The sequence below is a fragment of the Enterococcus sp. UD-01 genome, from assembly GCF_044909655.1.
GTDB lineage: Bacteria > Bacillota > Bacilli > Lactobacillales > Enterococcaceae > Enterococcus_L.
This window is the reverse complement of the sequence record NZ_JBIYEU010000011.1, coordinates 72,522-90,784: the sequence shown is the minus strand read 5'-3', so window position 1 is coordinate 90,784 and position 18,263 is coordinate 72,522. Positions and strand designations below refer to the sequence as shown.

Sequence of the window (18,263 nt, the reverse complement as noted above, 5' to 3'; positions counted from 1 at the left end):
AAGCAGCGGCTATTTGTGAAAAAGGCTGAATTTCCTTGAAAAATGCCGCTTTCCTCGCTATAATGCAGAGAGGTTTACTATTATAAATAAAGTGAGGAAAACTATTGATTACTGTAAATGATGTAAGTTTGTTATTTTCTGACCGCAAACTTTTTGATGATGTAAATATTAAATTCACTCCTGGTAATTGTTATGGTTTAATCGGTGCTAACGGTGCCGGTAAATCAACGTTTCTTAAGATTTTAGCTGGTGAAATTCAACCAACTACCGGAACAGTGACACTTGGTCCGGATGAACGGATGGCGACTTTAAAGCAGAACCATTTTGACTACGAAGACCATACCGTTTTAGAAACAGTTATTATGGGTCACAAACGTCTTTATGAAGTTATGAAGGAAAAAGATGCTATTTATATGAAAGAAGATTTCTCTGATGAGGATGGTATTAAGGCAGCTGAGCTTGAAGGTGAATTTGCTGAGCTTGATGGCTGGGAAGCAGAGCCTGAAGCGGCTGTGCTGCTGCAAGGCTTAAACATACCAGAAAGTCTGCATGACCAAAAAATGAGCGAATTAACCGCCGGACAAAAAGTCAAAGTCCTACTTGCTCAATCTCTGTTTGGCAAACCCGATGTATTACTTTTAGATGAGCCGACAAACGGACTGGACACACGCTCCATCAATTGGCTGGAAGAATTCCTGATTAATTTTGAAAATACCGTTGTCGTTGTTTCCCATGACCGTCACTTTTTAAACAAAGTTTGTACACACATGGCTGACCTTGACTTCGGCAAAATCAAATTATTCGTCGGAAACTATGATTTCTGGCTGGAATCAAGCCAATTAGCGGCCAAACTACAAGCGAATGCCAATGCTAAAAAGGAAGAACAAATCAAAGAGCTGCAAGACTTTATCGCTCGTTTCAGTGCGAATGCTTCAAAATCCAAGCAAGCCACTTCTCGTAAGAAAATGCTGGACAAGATTACCCTTGAAGACATTCAGCCTTCGTCACGCCGTTATCCTTTTGTCGGCTTTACACCTGAAAGAGAAATTGGCAATGACTTATTACATGTCGAAAATGTTTCTGTTACAATTGACGGTAAAAAAGTGCTGGACAACATCTCCTTCTCTTTAAACAATACAGATAAAGTAGCGTTTATTGCGGACAATGATATTGTTACCACGACCTTGTTCAAAGTCATTATGGGTGAAATCACCCCTGATACCGGAAGTGTTCGCTGGGGTGTGACCACGTCGCAGGCTTACTTGCCAAAAGATACCAGCAAAGACTTTGATACAGATTTAACAATTCTGGACTGGCTGCGTCAATTTGCTGGCAAGGAAGAAGACGACAATACCTTCTTGCGCGGATTCTTAGGCAGAATGCTATTTTCAGGTGAAGATGTTATGAAGCCTGTAAATGTACTTTCAGGGGGAGAAAAGGTTCGCGTTATGCTATCTAAAATGATGCTTTCAAAAGCCAATGTACTCGTTTTAGATGATCCAACCAATCACTTGGATTTAGAATCCATTACTGCCTTAAACGATGGCTTAATGGCCTTTACCGGCGCGATTCTTTTCGCTTCACATGACCATCAATTCATCCAAACCTTAGCAAACCGAATTATTGCAGTTTCTGATAAAGGTGTGGTTGACCGTGCAGACACCACCTATGATGAATTTTTGGAAAATAAAGATGTTCAAAAACAATTAGAGCAATTGTTTTCTGGGGAATATTAATTAGATAAAGTTAAAAACCGCTCCTTCACTGTATCAGTGGAAGAACGGTTTTTATTTTTAGTAGTAAGTTCTTTTATCTTTTTTCACCCATAGAAAAGACAGCAATACAGCCATTGCCTGTATGACTAGTAATTGTTGGTCCTAAAGGATAAAGCTTAATTTCTTTAACTTGAATTTCCGCTTCAATCATTTCCTTAACTGCTTCAGCACTTTTCAAATCACCAGCATAAGCAATAAATAGGGTTTGTTCCAGCGGCTCTTTGATTCCTTTCACGGTTTCATCCGTTAATTTTTTTAACGCTTTACTACGGCCTCTAACCTTACCGATATTCTGTAGCTTGCCCTGATCGTCAACAACGATAATTGGTTTCACATTCATTAAACCGCCAATGGCTGCCGCAGCTTTTGAAATCCGACCACCACGTTCTAAATGCTTTAGATCATCTACCGTTACCCAAGAATGCACACACATTTTATTGTCAGCTAACCATAATAGAATTTCTTCTAGAGAATGACCGGCTGCTTTCATTTGAATAACCTTGCTGACTAGCAAGCCTTCGCCTAAGCTGGCTGCTTTCGTATCAATCACATAAATCTGAGCTTCCGGCGCTTCTTCTTTTAAAATAGCTACGGCTTGAACCGCACTTTGATAAGAACCACTTAAGCCGGAAGAAAAAGCTAAATATAAAATAGGCAGCTTCTTTTCAACATACGGTCTAAAAAATTCAATGTAACGACCCACATTTACTTGAGAAGTTGTCGGCATCGCACCACTTTTAATTTCTTGTAAAAACCAGTCATAATCAAAGGTTTTCCCTAAGTCATCCACTAATTCTTTTCCATTCAATTGAATCGTCATACTAATAAAATCAACATCATTCGCTTCCAAATACGTATAAGGTAAGTCACAACACGAATCTGTCATTACTTTAAATGGCATAATCTGTCCTCCCTGCTTTGGTTTCATTTTACCATATATATTAAGGATACTCCTTATTTATTAAAATAGAAAAAACTGGAACAAAAACAACTCCATTTTTCAGAGTCTTTCTGCTCCAGTACTTTTTTAAATTTGCGCCCAAACACTTTCCAACACATTTGTTTGGTTACGGTCAGGTCCTACTGAGAAGGTCGAGATACGAACACCAACCAGCTCAGAAATACGATGCACGTAATTTCTAGCATTATCCGGAAGATCTGCTAACGTCTTACAGCCAGTGATGTCTTCTGTCCAACCTGGTAATTCTTCATAAACAGGCTTGCAACGGCTTAATTCCTTTAAGCTGGCTGGATAATGATAGATCAATTCGCCGTCTAATTCATAAGCTGTACAAATCTTCACTGTTTCTAAACCACTCAATACATCGATTGAATTCAATGATAAGTTGGTAATGCCGGACACGCGTTTTGAATGACGCATAACCACAGTATCAAACCAGCCCACACGACGCGGACGACCTGTTGTTGTGCCGTATTCTTTACCGACCTTACGAATCGTTTCACCAGTTTCATCAAATAGCTCTGTAGGAAACGGACCGTCTCCAACGCGCGATGTATAAGCTTTACATACACCAACGACCTTATTGATTTTTGAAGGACCTACACCACTGCCGATAGTTACTCCGCCAGCCACTGGATTAGATGACGTAACGAATGGATAAGTTCCTTGATCGATATCCAGCATAACCCCTTGTGCTCCTTCGAAAAGAACCCGTTTGCCGGCGTCTAAAGCGTCATTTAAAATAACAGAAGTATCTGTCACGTATTGTTTAATTTGTTGGCCGTATTCATAATATTCTTCAAAGATATCTTCAAAAGCAATTGGTTCACTGTCAAACATTTTGACAAATTGACGATTTTTATCTTCCAAATTGATTTTTAAACGTTCTTCAAAAATTTCTTTATCTAATAAATCAGCGACACGAATACCGACACGGGCTGCCTTATCCATATAAGCAGGGCCAATTCCTTTGATAGTCGTCCCGATTTTATTCTCGCCTTTAGCATCTTCTTGTAATTGATCTAATTTTATATGATACGGCAAAATGATGTGTGCGCGATCAGAAATACGTAAATTGTCTGTAGCAACATTATGTTCCTTTAAGTAAGCAAGTTCTTTTACTAAAGATTTTGGATTAACCACCACGCCATTACCAATAACGCTGATTTTTTCTTTGTAAAAAATACCTGATGGAATCAAGTGTAGCTTATACGTAACACCATCAAACTTAATGGTATGTCCTGCATTATCTCCGCCTTGATAACGTGCGATGACTTCAGCATTTTCACTTAGAAAATCCGTGATCTTTCCTTTTCCTTCATCGCCCCACTGCGTTCCGACTACTACAACTGATGACATTCGAACACCTCGTTCTAAATTATTTTGTCCTGCTACATTGTACCAGTAAACAGCCATGCTTTCAACTTAAAAATCGAATAATATTTTCTTTGAAAAATGAAATACAACTAAAACACGAACATTAATTTTATAAAAGTGAAATTTTCAGTAAAAAAACGAATTTTTAGATATGTGCTGTCTAACTCAATCAACGCTTAGCAGGATAAAAAAATAGGAAAGTCGAACGAAAGTGCTACGCACTTTTTTTCAACTTTCCTTTATTAAAATTCTTCTCTTGGAGATAAGGACGAGAATTTATTATACTCTTTAATGAACAGCAGCTCCACCGTTCCACGGGCACCACTTCTGTTTTTTTCAATAATAACTTCGATCACATTATCAATTTCAGGCGGCTCATGGTCGCCGTCTTCACCACCGTCACCACGTTCGTAATAATCATCACGATATAAGAAGGCAACAATGTCCGCGTCCTGCTCAATCGACCCGGATTCACGAATATCACTCAACACCGGGCGCTTATCCTGACGCTGTTCCACCCCACGGGAAAGCTGTGACAAGGCAATAACCGGTACCTTTAATTCTTTTGCCAGCTTCTTCAACTGACGAGAGATTTCAGATACTTCCTGCTGACGACTTTCACGACCTGTACCTTCAATTAGCTGTAGGTAATCAATGAGGATTAACCCCAGATTTCCTCTTTCCTGTGCTAATTTTCGACATTTCGCGCGGATTTCAGTAATTTTAATACCGGGCGTATCATCAATAAAAATTTGCGCTCTGGACAAGCTGCCCATTGCAATAATTAAATTTTGCCATTCTTCTTCTGAAAGCTGACCGGTACGTAAATGACCGGCTTCAATTGAACCTTCTGCGCAAAGCATCCGGTTAACCAGCGATTCAGCCCCCATTTCCAGACTGAAGATTGCGACGGAGCGGTCTGTCTTAGTGCCAATATTTTGCGCTATATTCAACGCAAAAGCTGTTTTACCTACGGCCGGACGTGCGGCTAAAATAATCAATTCCTCCGCCTGTAAACCAGCAGTCATCTTGTCTAAGGCAGGATATCCCGTCGGTAGTCCGGTGATTTCTTCATCATTTTGATACAGCTGGTCGATATTCGCAATCGACGTATTCAAGACATCAGCGATGGATAAAAAGCCGCTGCGGTTTCGCTTTTCAGAAACTTCCAGAATGCTGCGCTCTGCATCATCCAATATTGTTTCAACATCTTCACCTTGTTCAAACCCTTTAGTTACAATATCTGTGGCGGTTTGAATCAAATTGCGTAGCAAGGATTTTTGTTCAACAATTTTCGCATAATAGACGATATTTGCTGCTGTCGGCACAGCCAAGGCCAAATCAGAAAGATAGCTTAAACCGCCAACATCCTCCAGTAAATTTTCCTGCTCCAAACGATCTTTAACAGTGATCACATCAATTGCTTCATTTCGATCATTCAACGTTAGCATAGTCTGAAAAATCAATTGGTGATTACGGCGATAAAAATCTTTGGGTTCTATGTATTCTAAAGCGTCAATAATGACCTCTGCATCTAAAAAAACCGACCCTAAAACAGCTTGCTCTGCTTCCATGCTTTGAGGCGGTACACGATCTTGCCATACTTCACTCATCTTTTTCTCTCCTAATGTGTTGAAATAAAAACAATAAAATCCTTATAATACAGGATTTACAAGCCAAATTTGCTCTCTTTGTTTTTACCGATTTTCAGTTCATTCAGTCTTTCTATTTTAACAATAAATAGCTGAAATGTACACCGAGAAAAATGTTGTCTTCTGGCCGAGTCTATAAAAAAACTCAAAGTAAAATTGTTTGTCAATTTTACTTTGAGTCCATCTTCTGCTTATTCTTCAATAACGTGTACTTTGATTTTAGCTGTCACTTCGTGATGTAGCTTCACTGGTACATTCGTATAACCTAAAGAACGAATGGGCTGTGACAATTCCAGCTTACGTTTGTCTAATTTCACCTTATACTGCTTATTAAGCGCTTCTACAATCTGTTTTGAAGGAATAGATCCAAATAGACGTCCATCCTCACCAGCCTTCGCTTTTAGCTCTACAACAGTTTCTTCCTTTTCCAGAAATTCCTGCATTTTTTTCGCTTCAGCTAAAACTTCTGCATCCTGTTTATCTTGTGCTTTCTTTTGAGCCGCTAAAGCACTGATGCTGCCTTTATTTGCTTCCTGCGCATATCCATTTTTGATTAGAAAATTTTGTGCATAACCAGTGGGAACTTCCTTAACATCACCTTTTTTACCTTTGCCTTTTACATCCTGTAAAAAAATAACCTTCATATAAAAAACCTCTTTCCTAAAAATTGATTTGTACCTAGGAAATTGAAGATGAGACGCTCTTCATCTCATTCACAATTTATCTTTTTCCCAAAAAATAGCTTGTTTAGCTGATATTTCCTTTCACGAAGTCGATTCATACATAACATCTTTATTTTGATGAATAACTTTCAGCAATTGTTCTTTTGCCTCTGCCACTGTTACTCCAGATAATTGTACCGCAGCATTAGTAAAATGACCCCCACCGCCGAGGTTTTCCATAATTAATTGGACATTGATTGAACCATTACTACGAGCACTAATGCCTATTTGCTTATCCGTTCGTTTAGTAATGACAAAAGCAGCATTGATTCCCACCATCGACAATAAGGTATCCGCAGTTTTAGCGGCTGTTACACTATTGTATTCCTTCTCTTCACTGCCACTGACAATCACCGTATCCGAGGTAACATATTCGCTTCTAGCAATTAAGCTGTTCATTTCTAAATAGCTCGTCAAATCTGAACTTAGTAAATATTGTACTAAAGATGAATCCGCACCACAAGTTCTTAAATAGCTAGCTACATCAAAAGTTCTAGCTGTGGTGCGAACACTAAAGCTTTTTGTATCAACTACGATGCCAGAAAGCAGGAGTGTCGCTTCAAACTTGTCTAAACGTCGTTGTGCATTACTTTGATATTCAATCAGCTCTGTGACTAATTCTGAAGCTGAAGAAGCAGAAGACTCGATATATGAAAGTAATGGTTTAGCTGGAAATTCATCTCCTCGACGATGGTGATCAATAATGACAACTTTAGCAAATTGTTCATAAAGCTCCTGAGAAATTGACAGCGACGGTTTGTGGTAATCAACCATAATAAGCAAGCTACTTTCTTTTTTCCGTTTCATCGCCTCTTTTGGCGTAATAATCTGCTTCGCAATATCCGGATAGTTTTCTAGCTCTTCCATTACTCTATCCACATCTGGAATGCTTTCTGTTTTATCTAAGACAATCCAAGCTTCTTTAGCATGAAATCTCACCAGCCGCGCCATTCCAAAAGCTGACCCAATCGCATCCATATCAGGAAATCGATGACCCATAATATAAACATCAGAGGCCTCTGACAAAATCCCTTGAATTGCTGTACTCATCGCACGAGAGCGAACACGTGTTCGCTTCGCTACTGAAGCCGATCTGCCACCGTAGAATAGCGGTTTCGCATTATCTTTAGCCTCTTTAACTACCACCTGATCACCGCCTCGAACTAACGCTGTATCTAAGTTGGTTTGGGCGATATTTCCTGTTTGACTCAAAGTTTCCCCACCATAAGAAATCCCCATACTTAAAGTAATAGCTAATTCTCTATCATTCGCTTCTTTTCTAACTTTATCAAGTATTTGAAATTTCGTTTCCATCATCTTTCGAATATCTTCCAATTGAGCAATAAAGAAATATCGTTCTGCATTCAACCTCTTGTAAAACACTTGATACTCATCCAGCCAATCAGAGACCATTGTCGTAATGAAGCTATTCAAATAGGATACTTGCTTATCATCCATACTATCCGTAATATCATCATAATTATCTACTGAAATAATACCAATAGCTGTTTGCATTTCAATTTTTTCTTGGTATAGATTACTTTCTTCTGTGATATCTCTAAAGGTAATAGTATTTTGTTTTTCATCTACATTAAAGCGATAAACATTATCTCCAACTTTAAAAATATCTTTTCCTTTTTCAGCTAATGATACATATGTTGTAATTAATTCAGGGCTGATTAATGCTTGGCCGTCTTTTTGAAAAATTCCTTCCGCAAACGGATTTAACCACTTAGCTTCTTTTGTTACTGGATCATAATTTATGATCCCTACTGACACTTCATTAAAGGCATAATCTAATGATTGTTCAGCAATTGTACTTGCTTCTCTGATTTTTTCTGTATTAGATATCTCCATCTTTTTAATTAAATAAAGAATCCAATTAACCAATACCACATTAAGAATGAGTAAACCAGCTACAAGAAAATACTTATTAGAAACAAAGAAATACAGCATCACTTCTAATAAAAAGAGAACGAACACAGAACCCAAAATCCGTTTCATTCTATTCTTTTCCATTATTAAGACTCCTCCACGGTTCTACAAGTTAACGTTATTTTAGCATAAAAATGTTAATTCTGCGAATCCCGTAATGTTTCACGTGAAACATTAGAATTAATCCTATTATATAAAAAAGGATCAAAGAATTAATTCTTTGATCCTCTCATTTATCTATATCTAAGTTCTTATTGTTCTTCGCTAACGAATGGTAATAAGCCCATGATACGAGCACGTTTAATCGCAATTGTTAATTTACGTTGGTTTTTAGCGCCAGTACCTGTTACACGACGTGGCAAGATTTTTCCACGTTCAGAAATGAATTTTTTTAATAATTCAACATCTTTATAATCAATGTATTCAATATGGTTTGCTGCAATATAATCGACTTTACGACGTTTACGTCCGCCTCTTCTTTGTTGTGCCATTCTTATTCCCTCCTATCAAATTCGTTTAGAATGGTAGATCATCATCTGAAATGTCAATAGTTGAACCTGAACCACCAAATGGATCAGCATCTCTATCGAAATCAGGCATACCGTTGTTGTTAGACTGAGAGGATGATGGTTGATTAAAATTGTTTTGTCCTGTTGAGAAATTATTATTTTGTGCTTGGAAACTGCCACCGTTGTTATTGTTATATGATGAAGATGAAGTACCGCCTTCTTGTTGTCTTTGTTCTGATGCAGAACGTGATTCTAACAATTGGAAATTCTCACATACAACTTCTGTAACATATACACGTTGTCCTTGCTGATTCTCGTAGTTTCTAGTTTGAATACGACCAGTAACACCAAGTAATGTTCCTTTGCGCGCGTAGTTTGCCATAGTTTCAGCAGGTTTACGCCAAATCACACAGTTAATAAAATCTGCTTCACGATTTCCATTTTGATTCGTAAAATTACGGTTTACAGCTAGAGTAAACGTCGCAACAGCTGAACCACTAGAAGTATATCGTAGATCTGGATCTTTTGTTAGTCGACCGACTAATACAACATTGTTAATCATTTGAACATCTCCTTTCGTCTATATAAATGTTTCACGTGGAACATTTATTATGCTTCTTCTTTAATAATCATATGACGGATAATATCCTCATTGATTTTAGCAAGACGATCAAATTCGTTGACAGCACTTGCTGTTGATGGAGAAGATACTTTAACGATATGATAGATGCCTTCACGGAATCCGTTCATTTCATATGCTAAGCGGCGTTTTTCCCAGTCTTTTGATTCGATAACTTCTGCACCGTTATCTTTCAAAATTGTGTCGAAACGTTCTACTAAAGCAGTTTTTGCTTCTTCATCAATGTTCGGACGAATAATATACATAATTTCATAATTCGTAGCTTGACTCATTGATTTTCACCTCCCTGTGGACTTTAAGGCTCTTAGGTTCCTAAGAGCAAGGAGAGTTATCTAAAATTTATAGACTACTCACAATAGTTCATTGTACAGTAAAACCTTGATAAAATCAAGCGTTCTTATATGTTTATATGAATCTTTTTGAAATATTATTTGTCTTCGTCCTTACTTTAAACATACGCTTAATTATGCTCTTTTTTCTTTTCATTCTGAAAAAATATTTATTTTTTTATCATATCAAATTTATTTAGCTAAAAACTTTTTCATGATATACTGTCTTTGTTCAATTTTACACAAGCTTTCAGATTAAACCATTATATTCTCTATTGAAAGGATGCTTAGCTGTTGAATCAACTATTAGAATACCAACCACTTAATCTGTATACCAATTACAAGGATGCAGCGAATGCTACACCTGAAGTTCCAATTATCCATGATGAAATTTTGCCGGCATTTCCTGAATTAGGCACAAACTACACTTACAAAGAAAGCCATGAAGCGATCTTAAAACGAGCATACCAATTAGCTAGCTTAGGTGTAAAAGCAGAAGATAAAATTATTATCTTCAAAAGTTCAAAATTCGATACGTATCTGTTAGCCGTGGCAGCCTCTTATTTAGGCGCTGTTCCTGCAATGATTTCCTATCATTTTCCGGCTGAAACAATCGAAGTCTTTGTCGATCGCTTAGAAGATCCTTTCATTCTTTTTGACGAAGAAACCCAAACAAAAATCACGGCAGTTAAAAACAGCTCACCTGAAAAACAAATTTCTGTTACAAGACTACTGGAAGCTTCTACAACGGAAGTACCCCAAACGGAATTGCCGAAGGATATGATTGCCTATATGACTCATACTTCCGGAACCACAGGCATTCCAAAGCTTATCTGCCATTCAGCGAATTCTATGGGCTGGCGAACAAAATGGCAAAAAACAATTTTCACTAAAATTGCTGAAAAAAAATTAGTCGGTTTTCATATTTCTCCTGTACACTCACGCTTTAATATCGGTATTTCTTCATTGATGGCAATGGGTTTCCCAATGATGCCTTTGTCTGTTTCAGCTAGTGACTCTGTCGCAGCGATGCTGCTTGAAAATCAGCCAATTGCCTTGGAAACACATCCGAATAATTTTGTACAATGGACTTCTTTAGCAAAGAATCACCCTGAAGCCTTTGCTAGTGTTCGTTATTATCATTCTACCTTTGATGCTATCAATAACGCGACCATGGCAAGCTTTTTGAAGGCTTCTGCTAAAAATGATCCGATTTTCCTACAAGTTTATGGTCAAAGTGAATGTGGTCCGATGATATTAAAAGCCCATACAGTGGAATCCTTAAAGACCTCTGATGCCAGAGATATGGGTGTGGGTCTAGCTGGTTTAACAGAAGCTAGAATTGCCGACAAAGAAGGCAATGTTTTACCCGCAATGACAGACGGACATATTCAATTTTTATCGAAAGGTCGCGCTATAACTTACTACAAAGAAGACGAACGTTTCCAAGCAACAGTCTTTGGTCCTTGGTGGGACAGCGGTGATTATGGCTATATTGACGAAAATGGACATCTTTTCCTAAAGGATCGTCAAGTTGACTTGATCGAAAAAATCGATAGTAATTTAGCTATTGAAGATCATCTTTTGGATGCACTGGATTTTCTTCAAGAAGTGATTATTGTTCGCGCTAAAGATAATTCACCACAACCGATTTTAGCTGTTGATCCAAAGCAAGGAATGAACTGGGAAGCTTGGTGGGAACAGGTAGCGGATCTTCCGCGTTTGAATGAACCAATTATTATGGCTTGGGAAGATATTCCTCGTACAGCGACGATGAAGGTGCAACGTTTGCAAATCGAAAAAATGTTAAAAGAACAATAATTCGACAGCCTTTGAGCCAGATAATGCTGGTTCAGGGCTGTCTTTTTAAGTATACAAATTTTCATACGCACCATACTTTAATAACGTCTCTTCGGCTAAAGAAACACCAATGCCCAAACCATCCGGCACTTGAATCATGCCATTTTGAATAGCAATCGGCTCAGACAAAATATCTTCATAATAATAACGATCAGAGGCCGAAATATCTCCTGGAAAAGTCAGCTGCTGCTGTGAGGCAAATTGTAAATTCAATGCTCTACCCACCCCAGATTCAAACATTCCGCCCAGCCAGACAAGCAGGTCCTTGTCACGGCAAAATTCAGTTATTCGTAAAGCTTCACTTATTCCACCCACACGTGGAATCTTTAAATTAATGCTGCGGCAGCTCCCTAAAGCAAAAGCAAGCTCACAATCCTTTAATGTTCGTATATTTTCATCTAAGCAGATGGCTGTTTCCAGCTCTTTTTGGAGACGTGCATGATCTAGAAAATCATTCGCTGCAAAAGGCTGTTCAATCAATGCCAACTGATACTTATCCAGCTTTTTCAAATGAGGAAGATCCGCTATTGTATAGGCTGAATTGGCATCGACCATCAGCAATAGATCAGGAAATTGCTGGCGAATTACTGCGATCGGTGCTAAATCGTAGCCGGGTCGAATTTTCAATTTGATTCGCTGATAGCCTTGATTCACATAATCAGTGACTTGTTCCAGCAATTTTGTTAAATCAGTTTGAATACCTAAGCTAACGCCAACCGGTACTTTCGCTCTAGTGTCCTTAAAATACGATTTAAGGCTCTTTCCCTGCCGTCTGGCATAGAGATCCCAAATCGCTGTTTCAAGGCTGGATTTCGCCATATAATTACCTTTTACTTGATCGAAATAATCAGCTGTTTCAAAAGGATGCGTAATCCAACGATTATGCAGTAATGGAATCAAATGCTTTTCGATAACAATACGTGCCGTATCCAGTGTTTCTTCAATATAGTCAGGCTGTTCAAACGGCACCAACTCACCAATACCTTGATTGCCTTTTTCATCAGTCACAAGCATCAGATCAAAGGCTTTCTCTGAAATTCGTCCATAGCTGGTTTCAAACGGCTGTTTAAGTGGCAGCCGCACACAGTAACGATCAATTCGTTTAATCTGCAAAAGTACTGCCCCTTTCTAAGAAGGCTAAAACCTTCTGTTCAAATGTACGCGGCTGTTCTAAATGAACACAATGTCCAGCCTGAGCCAAGCAATCAATCGATAAACTAGGTTGTTTTTTCTGCATATTCTGAGCAATTTGCTGAAACTTGCTGTCCGACTCCCCTACAATCGCCAAAATAGGCATGTTCAGCTCTGATAGTTGCTCCCAACAGCTTGGTTGTGCACCAGTTCCCATAAACCATAAGCTGCAGGCTAGACCAAATCGTTGCTGACTGATGCGCTCTTGATGAACTGCTGATTGACTCTCCAAAGGTAAATTCTTCTGGGTCGCAAATAACGGTAGTTGCTGCCACTTTGCAACAAATTCTTCCAGTGAATGTTTCATGATAAAAGCGGCTAAATGCTTATCCGAAAAACGGCGTTTTCTTCGTTCAGAATTCGTTTCCAACCCCGGTGAGCCACTTTCCAAAATCAACTGCTGGACTTTTTCAGGATACCGACAAGCAAAACTTAATGCCGTCCTCGCGCCCATTGAATACCCTAATAAAGCAAATGAAAAAATTCCTAATTGCTCTGTCAAACAAGCAAGATCATCACATAAACAAGCCATCTGATAGCGATAAGGGTGAACATACGTATCTGTAAACCCATGGCCTATTAAATCAATAGCTAGAATATTCAGCTTCTGCTGTTCCTGAAATACCGGCTCAAAAGTCTGACTTGTTCCAGTGAAGCCATGCAGACAAACTAATGTTGCCCGTCCTGCCTCATAAGGTGTAAGCCAGCTATAATAATAATTTACGCCGTTTATGTCGATTTTCATTTTAGTTTACTCTTAATTTTTCTGCCAAGCGTTTAGAAATTTCTTCATAAAGCTGTACATTGTCCTGACGATCACCCACAACCTCAATCAGCTGAAATTTAGGCGCTTTTTGTGTTTCTTCCAGTAAAGTAGCTAATTGCTCCAAGCTTTCGACTTTGGCATAAGCAGCCTTATACAATTGCGCTACTATAGAAAAATCTAAATCAATAGGCGTCCCGAATATTGGTTCAAAATCAGTTTCTGTCAATTGACGTTGAGATAAAAATGAAAAAATACCACCACCATTATTATTTAATAAAACAATTGTTAGTGGTAACTGATAACGTTTAGCTGCCAAAAGTCCATTCATGTCATGATACAAGGCTAAATCGCCAATCAATAAGACATTTTGCTGTTCAGGCTGTACGGCACACATCCCTAAAGCAGTTGACACAACGCCGTCAATGCCATTAATTCCACGATTACCGAAAAGCTGATAGCCTTGTCCAGCTGCAACGGTGAAACGGTCTAAAAAGCGAATAGCGTTGCTGTTTGATACAAATAATTGACCGTTTTTAGCCATTTTTTGATGAACTAAAACACTGGCAGAAGTCTCATTCAGCTCTTTTAATTCAGCAGCTTCAGCTAAAAACTCGCCCGTTACTCGCTGCTGTTTCGTCCAAAGCTGACTCCATTCTTCATTCGTCTGTTTTTGAATTTTAGTAAGAATTGCTTGCACAAAAGCTTGTTCTTCTGCTTGAATCACAACTTGCGCCTGCTTTAATTGATCCTGCCATTGACCAATTTCATCTACTAAATAAATAGCGGTTTGCTTTGCATCAAGGGCTTGCAGCCAGAACATCGTATTTTTCGAAACTGGCAACGGACCAAAACGAAGCACCACTTCCGGCTGAACATCTGATAAAACAGCTTGGATAAATAAATCCACATTGCTCATAATCAGCGGACTCGTTTTCCCGCAGGTAGTGATATTCGCTAAAGGATCACTGATAAGCGGCCAATTTAGTGCTTCTGCTAAGGTCACGAACTGTTCTGCTTCTACTAATGAATGGCTACCGCCAACTATCAGCACTCCTTTTTTTCCTTGCCATTGATTAACACATGTCGTAAGCTGCTCCTCACTAAGCTGTTGTTTGCCAGCAAGAATCATAGTTTTTTGCTTTACCTGTAGCTTTTGAGTTAAATCCGGTAACAATGGCTCTCTCAACGGAAAATTCAAATGAACAGGCCCAGCAGGCAGCTGACAAGCAGTAGCTGCAGCCTTTGCTCCCTGCCAATAGGCATAATCCAGCATAGTTGCCGAGCCTTCGGGAAGCGCCATTTCGACAAATAATTTCACATGATTTTGGAATAGCTGTAATTGATCCATGGCTTGTGGTGCCCCTACTTGTCGCAGCTCATGCGGACGATCTGTCGTCAGTACAACGAGAGGAACCTGACTAGCGTTGGCTTCACAAATGGCGGGATAATAATTTGCCGCAGCCGTACCGGATGTGCAAAGAAGCGCAACTGGTTTGCGGCTCGCTTTACTCAAACCTAAAGCAAAAAAAGCCGCAGAACGTTCATCTACTTCAATAAAGCTTGTAATCTGCTCTTGACGGTGCAGTAATAAAGCTAACGGCGTAGAACGTGAACCAGGACTAATAACTGCTTGAGTAACTCCGCTTGAAATCAATCCTTCAATAAATCGTTGCAAATAATTAGTTGTTTCTATTTGAGTCGTCACTTATTTTCCCACCTATTCCTCTTAACATTGGCTGAAACTTAATCTTTGTTTCGATTCGTTCCAGTTCAGCCTGCGAATCTGCCACAATTCCACAGCCAGCATATAAAAAGCCGGTGTTTTTATTCAAAATAGCTGAACGAATACCTACTGCAAATTCGCCTACATCTTCTTTTAATGCAATCCAGCCAATCGGAGCACCATATAACCCTCTAGCCAGCTTTTCGTGTTCATTTAACCAGTTCAAGGCCAGCTCCTTCGGCTCTCCGCCTAGTGCAGGGGTTGGATGCAGCTGCTGAATGCCTTGCAAAAATCGAAAAGCTTTTTGCCGTTGACCGATGATTGGAACATACAAATGCTGAATATCTCGATTTTTCAATAAACTGGGGGCTTCTGCAATTATAGGTGCATCCGTCATTTTTTCTAATTCTTTAACAATACGATCTACAACAATCTTATGCTCTTGACGATTTTTCAGATCATTCATAAGGTGAGCGCCCAGCTGCTCGTCTTCAGGAACATTTGTTCCACGTGAAACAGATCCGGCAATGCTCGCTGTTGAAAATGTCTCAACAGAGGCTTTTAACAGCCGTTCTGGTGATGCTCCAATAAACACTCGCTGCTCCGCTTCTAGAACAAAAAAGTACGTGTTTGATTGCTGTTCCTGTAAATGTTTTAAAACTAAATCCGCTTGAAAAACAGCCGTACTGCTTACTCGCATTTTTCTAGCAAGCACGACCTTTTTCAAAGGACCTGCTTCTTTGAGCTGAGCCACTGTTTTATCAACTAAACGCAGCCATTCTTCCACACCTATCTCCTCAGCAATTACTTCACCAACAGAAGTTTCAACGATATCTGTTTTCATCATTTCCGTAAACTGATTCATTAAATACGTCCACTTATCCTGTAATTCTTCTTGATTTGCAGCACTGAAGGTTACTGTCAGGTACTGCTCCTCTTCAATCTGAGTGATCAAATAGGTTGGCAAATAAAAGAGTCCTTGTGTCATTTTTCCCCACTCAGCTTGTCCAGCATGTTCACGATCAAAAGGAAATGCGCCAAATAAAAGTGCTCCTGTACCTGTAATAGCGAGATTTTGATAAATTTTATCACGTTCCTGTTCGATAAAATGCTCGACCTGCTGAAAAGTCGTCTGTTCAAACGTCAATTCCTCTTCCTTACCAAAACCAACTAGCGTCATCTTTTGATCCGGCGTCTGCCAATAGAAACGTTCTCCCTGAAAGAATTTTCGTCCCTTCTCAAAATAACTACGCAAAAGCTGCGGGTTTTCATTTATTTTTTTGACCCAGCTGAATTTTCGATATCCAGCATGATATGCTTCTATTAATTCATTAGGAATGCTCATTTACTAAAAAAAGCCTCCCTTTCTTTTGTTGTTAAACGTTGTTTTGCTAATTTCCCGCTTGCCGTTCGTGGTAAAGTGTCGCACAAATAAACCCTTTTAGGCAATTTAAATTTTGCTAAATAGGCTTGAGCAAATGTGTTCACTTTTTCAACAGTAATGGTAGGATCACCAACAATATAAGCGACTGGGACTGCTCCCCATTTCTGATCCGCTTCACCTACAACTGCTACTTCCTTTACACCCGGTAGTTCTTGTAAAACATGTTCGATTTCGGTCGGATATATATTTTCTCCGCCTGAAATAATCAATTCACTTAAACGACTGACTAAATATAAATAACCATCGTCATCCAAATACCCCATGTCACCTGTTCTAAACCAGCCGTCAGCCGTCCATTTTACCGCTTGCCACTGAGCACCGTTTAAATAATTTCCTACAACATTTTGACCTTTAAGCAAAATCTCACCTACTTCATTTGGTAAACAATTCTGCCCTTTATTATCAATAATCTTGATTTTCATTCCAGTTAAGGGCTTACCGGCCGATCCTCGTTTCGCCTGAGCATCCGCAAAACTTAACGCTACTACCTGCGAGCAAGTTTCAGTCATGCCATAAGATTGAATAACGCAAAGTCCATATTCCTCACATAGCTCCAGAGCTTTAGGTGCAATAGGACCGCCGCCCAAAAGCATTGCTTTAAAAATAGTAGCGTAGCCGGAAGCAGGATACCCCGCCAGCAGTTCTTTAAGCATCACTGCCACCACTGAAATAATGGTGCCTTTTCCCTGTACTAGATCTGCTGTAATTGCTGATGCATCAAATTTTGCATAAAGACGTACACTGCAGCCTAAAACCAGCTGTCGAATGATGATGGACAAGCCGCTAATGTGAAATATAGGCACTGGACAAAGCCAGCAATCTTCCGCTGTAAGCTGCATATTTTCCTGCGTAGATAAAGCACTCGCACGATGATTTTCAAAACGCTGCACCACGCCTTTCGGCTTGCCGGTAGTGCCGGAAGTATACATAATTGACGCTGTCATTTCAGGTTGATAGACATCTATGTTCGGTAACTTCAGCTTTGCTGCTTGTTCAGAGCGCTGCATAGCTACTGTCGTTACCTGTGTAATTTCAGCCAAAATAGCCATTTTTTCTTCTGCAACAACGACATAATTCACTTCAGCATCTGTTAATTGATAACGCAGCTCCTCAACACTCAACTGGATGTTTAAAAATACTAGCTCTTTGCCTAATTCCCACAGTGCTAAAATAGAAAAATAAAGCTCTTTGGAATTACGACTGAATAAAGCAACACGTTTTTCTTTAAATGGAATTTTTTCTGCATATTCGTTCGCCCAGTAATTCACCTCTTGAGCCACTTCTGCAAAAGACCAAACCTCATCCTGCCAATAAAACGCAGGATGTTCGGGTCTTTGACTAGCTTGTTTTTGCAGCCAGCTATTCATGTCTGTCACCTT

Annotated in this window: 15 protein-coding genes; 2 read left to right on the top strand and 13 right to left on the bottom strand. The window is 39.2% G+C overall.

Annotation, left to right across the window (positions count from 1 at the left end; translation table 11 throughout):
* The first annotated feature begins 104 nt into the window (after positions 1 to 104).
* Positions 105 to 1,736, top strand: a complete 1,632-nt coding sequence (locus ABH902_RS10470) for an ABC-F family ATP-binding cassette domain-containing protein (protein WP_404590665.1) — start codon at positions 105 to 107, stop codon at positions 1,734 to 1,736.
* Between the two features lie 73 nt (positions 1,737 to 1,809).
* Here the strand turns inward: ABH902_RS10470 and ABH902_RS10465 are convergent, their stop codons facing one another.
* The 8 genes from ABH902_RS10465 to rpsF form a co-directional block, all read right to left on the bottom strand.
* Positions 1,810 to 2,676 carry a DegV family protein gene (locus tag ABH902_RS10465; protein ID WP_404590664.1) on the bottom strand — a complete coding sequence of 289 codons (867 nt, stop codon included), beginning with the start codon at positions 2,674 to 2,676 and terminating at the stop codon, positions 1,810 to 1,812.
* Positions 2,677 to 2,802: 126 nt separating this feature from the next.
* On the bottom strand, positions 2,803 to 4,095 hold the full coding sequence (locus tag ABH902_RS10460; RefSeq protein ID WP_404590663.1) for an adenylosuccinate synthase: 1,293 nt from the start codon (positions 4,093 to 4,095) through the stop codon (positions 2,803 to 2,805).
* A 260-nt stretch (positions 4,096 to 4,355) separates the two neighbouring features.
* Entirely contained in the window at positions 4,356 to 5,726 is a 1,371-nt protein-coding gene (dnaB, locus tag ABH902_RS10455; protein WP_154776989.1) for a replicative DNA helicase, read from the bottom strand.
* A gap of 230 nt (positions 5,727 to 5,956) precedes the next feature.
* A complete protein-coding gene (rplI, locus tag ABH902_RS10450) occupies positions 5,957 to 6,409 on the bottom strand; it encodes a 50S ribosomal protein L9 (protein WP_404590662.1) in 453 nt (150 codons plus the stop codon).
* 120 nt (positions 6,410 to 6,529) lie between these two features.
* The gene (locus tag ABH902_RS10445; RefSeq protein ID WP_404590661.1) at positions 6,530 to 8,506 is read right to left on the bottom strand and encodes a DHH family phosphoesterase; all 1,977 of its coding nucleotides are present in this window, start codon (positions 8,504 to 8,506) and stop codon (positions 6,530 to 6,532) included.
* Positions 8,507 to 8,673: 167 nt separating this feature from the next.
* Positions 8,674 to 8,913, bottom strand: a complete 240-nt coding sequence (gene rpsR, locus ABH902_RS10440) for a 30S ribosomal protein S18 (protein ID WP_154776992.1) — start codon at positions 8,911 to 8,913, stop codon at positions 8,674 to 8,676.
* A 25-nt stretch (positions 8,914 to 8,938) separates the two neighbouring features.
* Positions 8,939 to 9,493 (bottom strand): single-stranded DNA-binding protein, encoded by a 555-nt coding sequence (ssb, locus tag ABH902_RS10435; RefSeq protein ID WP_404590660.1) that lies wholly within the window; start codon positions 9,491 to 9,493, stop codon positions 8,939 to 8,941.
* Between the two features lie 47 nt (positions 9,494 to 9,540).
* Positions 9,541 to 9,843 carry a 30S ribosomal protein S6 gene (gene rpsF / locus ABH902_RS10430; RefSeq protein ID WP_154776994.1) on the bottom strand — a complete coding sequence of 101 codons (303 nt, stop codon included), beginning with the start codon at positions 9,841 to 9,843 and terminating at the stop codon, positions 9,541 to 9,543.
* Between the two features lie 351 nt (positions 9,844 to 10,194).
* Between rpsF and ABH902_RS10425 the strand changes: the two genes are divergently transcribed.
* Positions 10,195 to 11,721 (top strand): AMP-binding protein, encoded by a 1,527-nt coding sequence (locus tag ABH902_RS10425; RefSeq protein ID WP_404590659.1) that lies wholly within the window; start codon positions 10,195 to 10,197, stop codon positions 11,719 to 11,721.
* 45 nt (positions 11,722 to 11,766) lie between these two features.
* Here ABH902_RS10425 and menC read toward each other — a convergent pair whose 3' ends face one another.
* The 5 genes from menC to ABH902_RS10400 are packed head-to-tail and all read right to left on the bottom strand — an operon-like array spanning position 11,767 to position 18,251.
* Positions 11,767 to 12,873, bottom strand: a complete 1,107-nt coding sequence (menC, locus tag ABH902_RS10420) for an o-succinylbenzoate synthase (protein ID WP_404590658.1) — start codon at positions 12,871 to 12,873, stop codon at positions 11,767 to 11,769.
* Positions 12,863 to 13,696, bottom strand: a complete 834-nt coding sequence (gene menH, locus ABH902_RS10415; RefSeq protein ID WP_404590657.1) for a 2-succinyl-6-hydroxy-2,4-cyclohexadiene-1-carboxylate synthase — start codon at positions 13,694 to 13,696, stop codon at positions 12,863 to 12,865. Before menH ends, menC begins: the two co-directional genes overlap by 11 nt.
* Position 13,697: 1 nt before the next feature.
* A complete protein-coding gene (menD, locus tag ABH902_RS10410; protein WP_404590656.1) occupies positions 13,698 to 15,422 on the bottom strand; it encodes a 2-succinyl-5-enolpyruvyl-6-hydroxy-3-cyclohexene-1-carboxylic-acid synthase in 1,725 nt (574 codons plus the stop codon).
* Positions 15,397 to 16,785, bottom strand: coding sequence for an isochorismate synthase MenF (locus ABH902_RS10405; RefSeq protein ID WP_404590655.1), 1,389 nt, complete (start codon positions 16,783 to 16,785; stop codon positions 15,397 to 15,399). The genes menD and ABH902_RS10405 overlap by 26 nt, the downstream gene beginning before the upstream one ends.
* Positions 16,782 to 18,251 (bottom strand): o-succinylbenzoate--CoA ligase, encoded by a 1,470-nt coding sequence (locus ABH902_RS10400; protein ID WP_404590654.1) that lies wholly within the window; start codon positions 18,249 to 18,251, stop codon positions 16,782 to 16,784. The genes ABH902_RS10405 and ABH902_RS10400 overlap by 4 nt, the downstream gene beginning before the upstream one ends.
* Between the last annotated feature and the right edge of the window lie 12 nt (positions 18,252 to 18,263).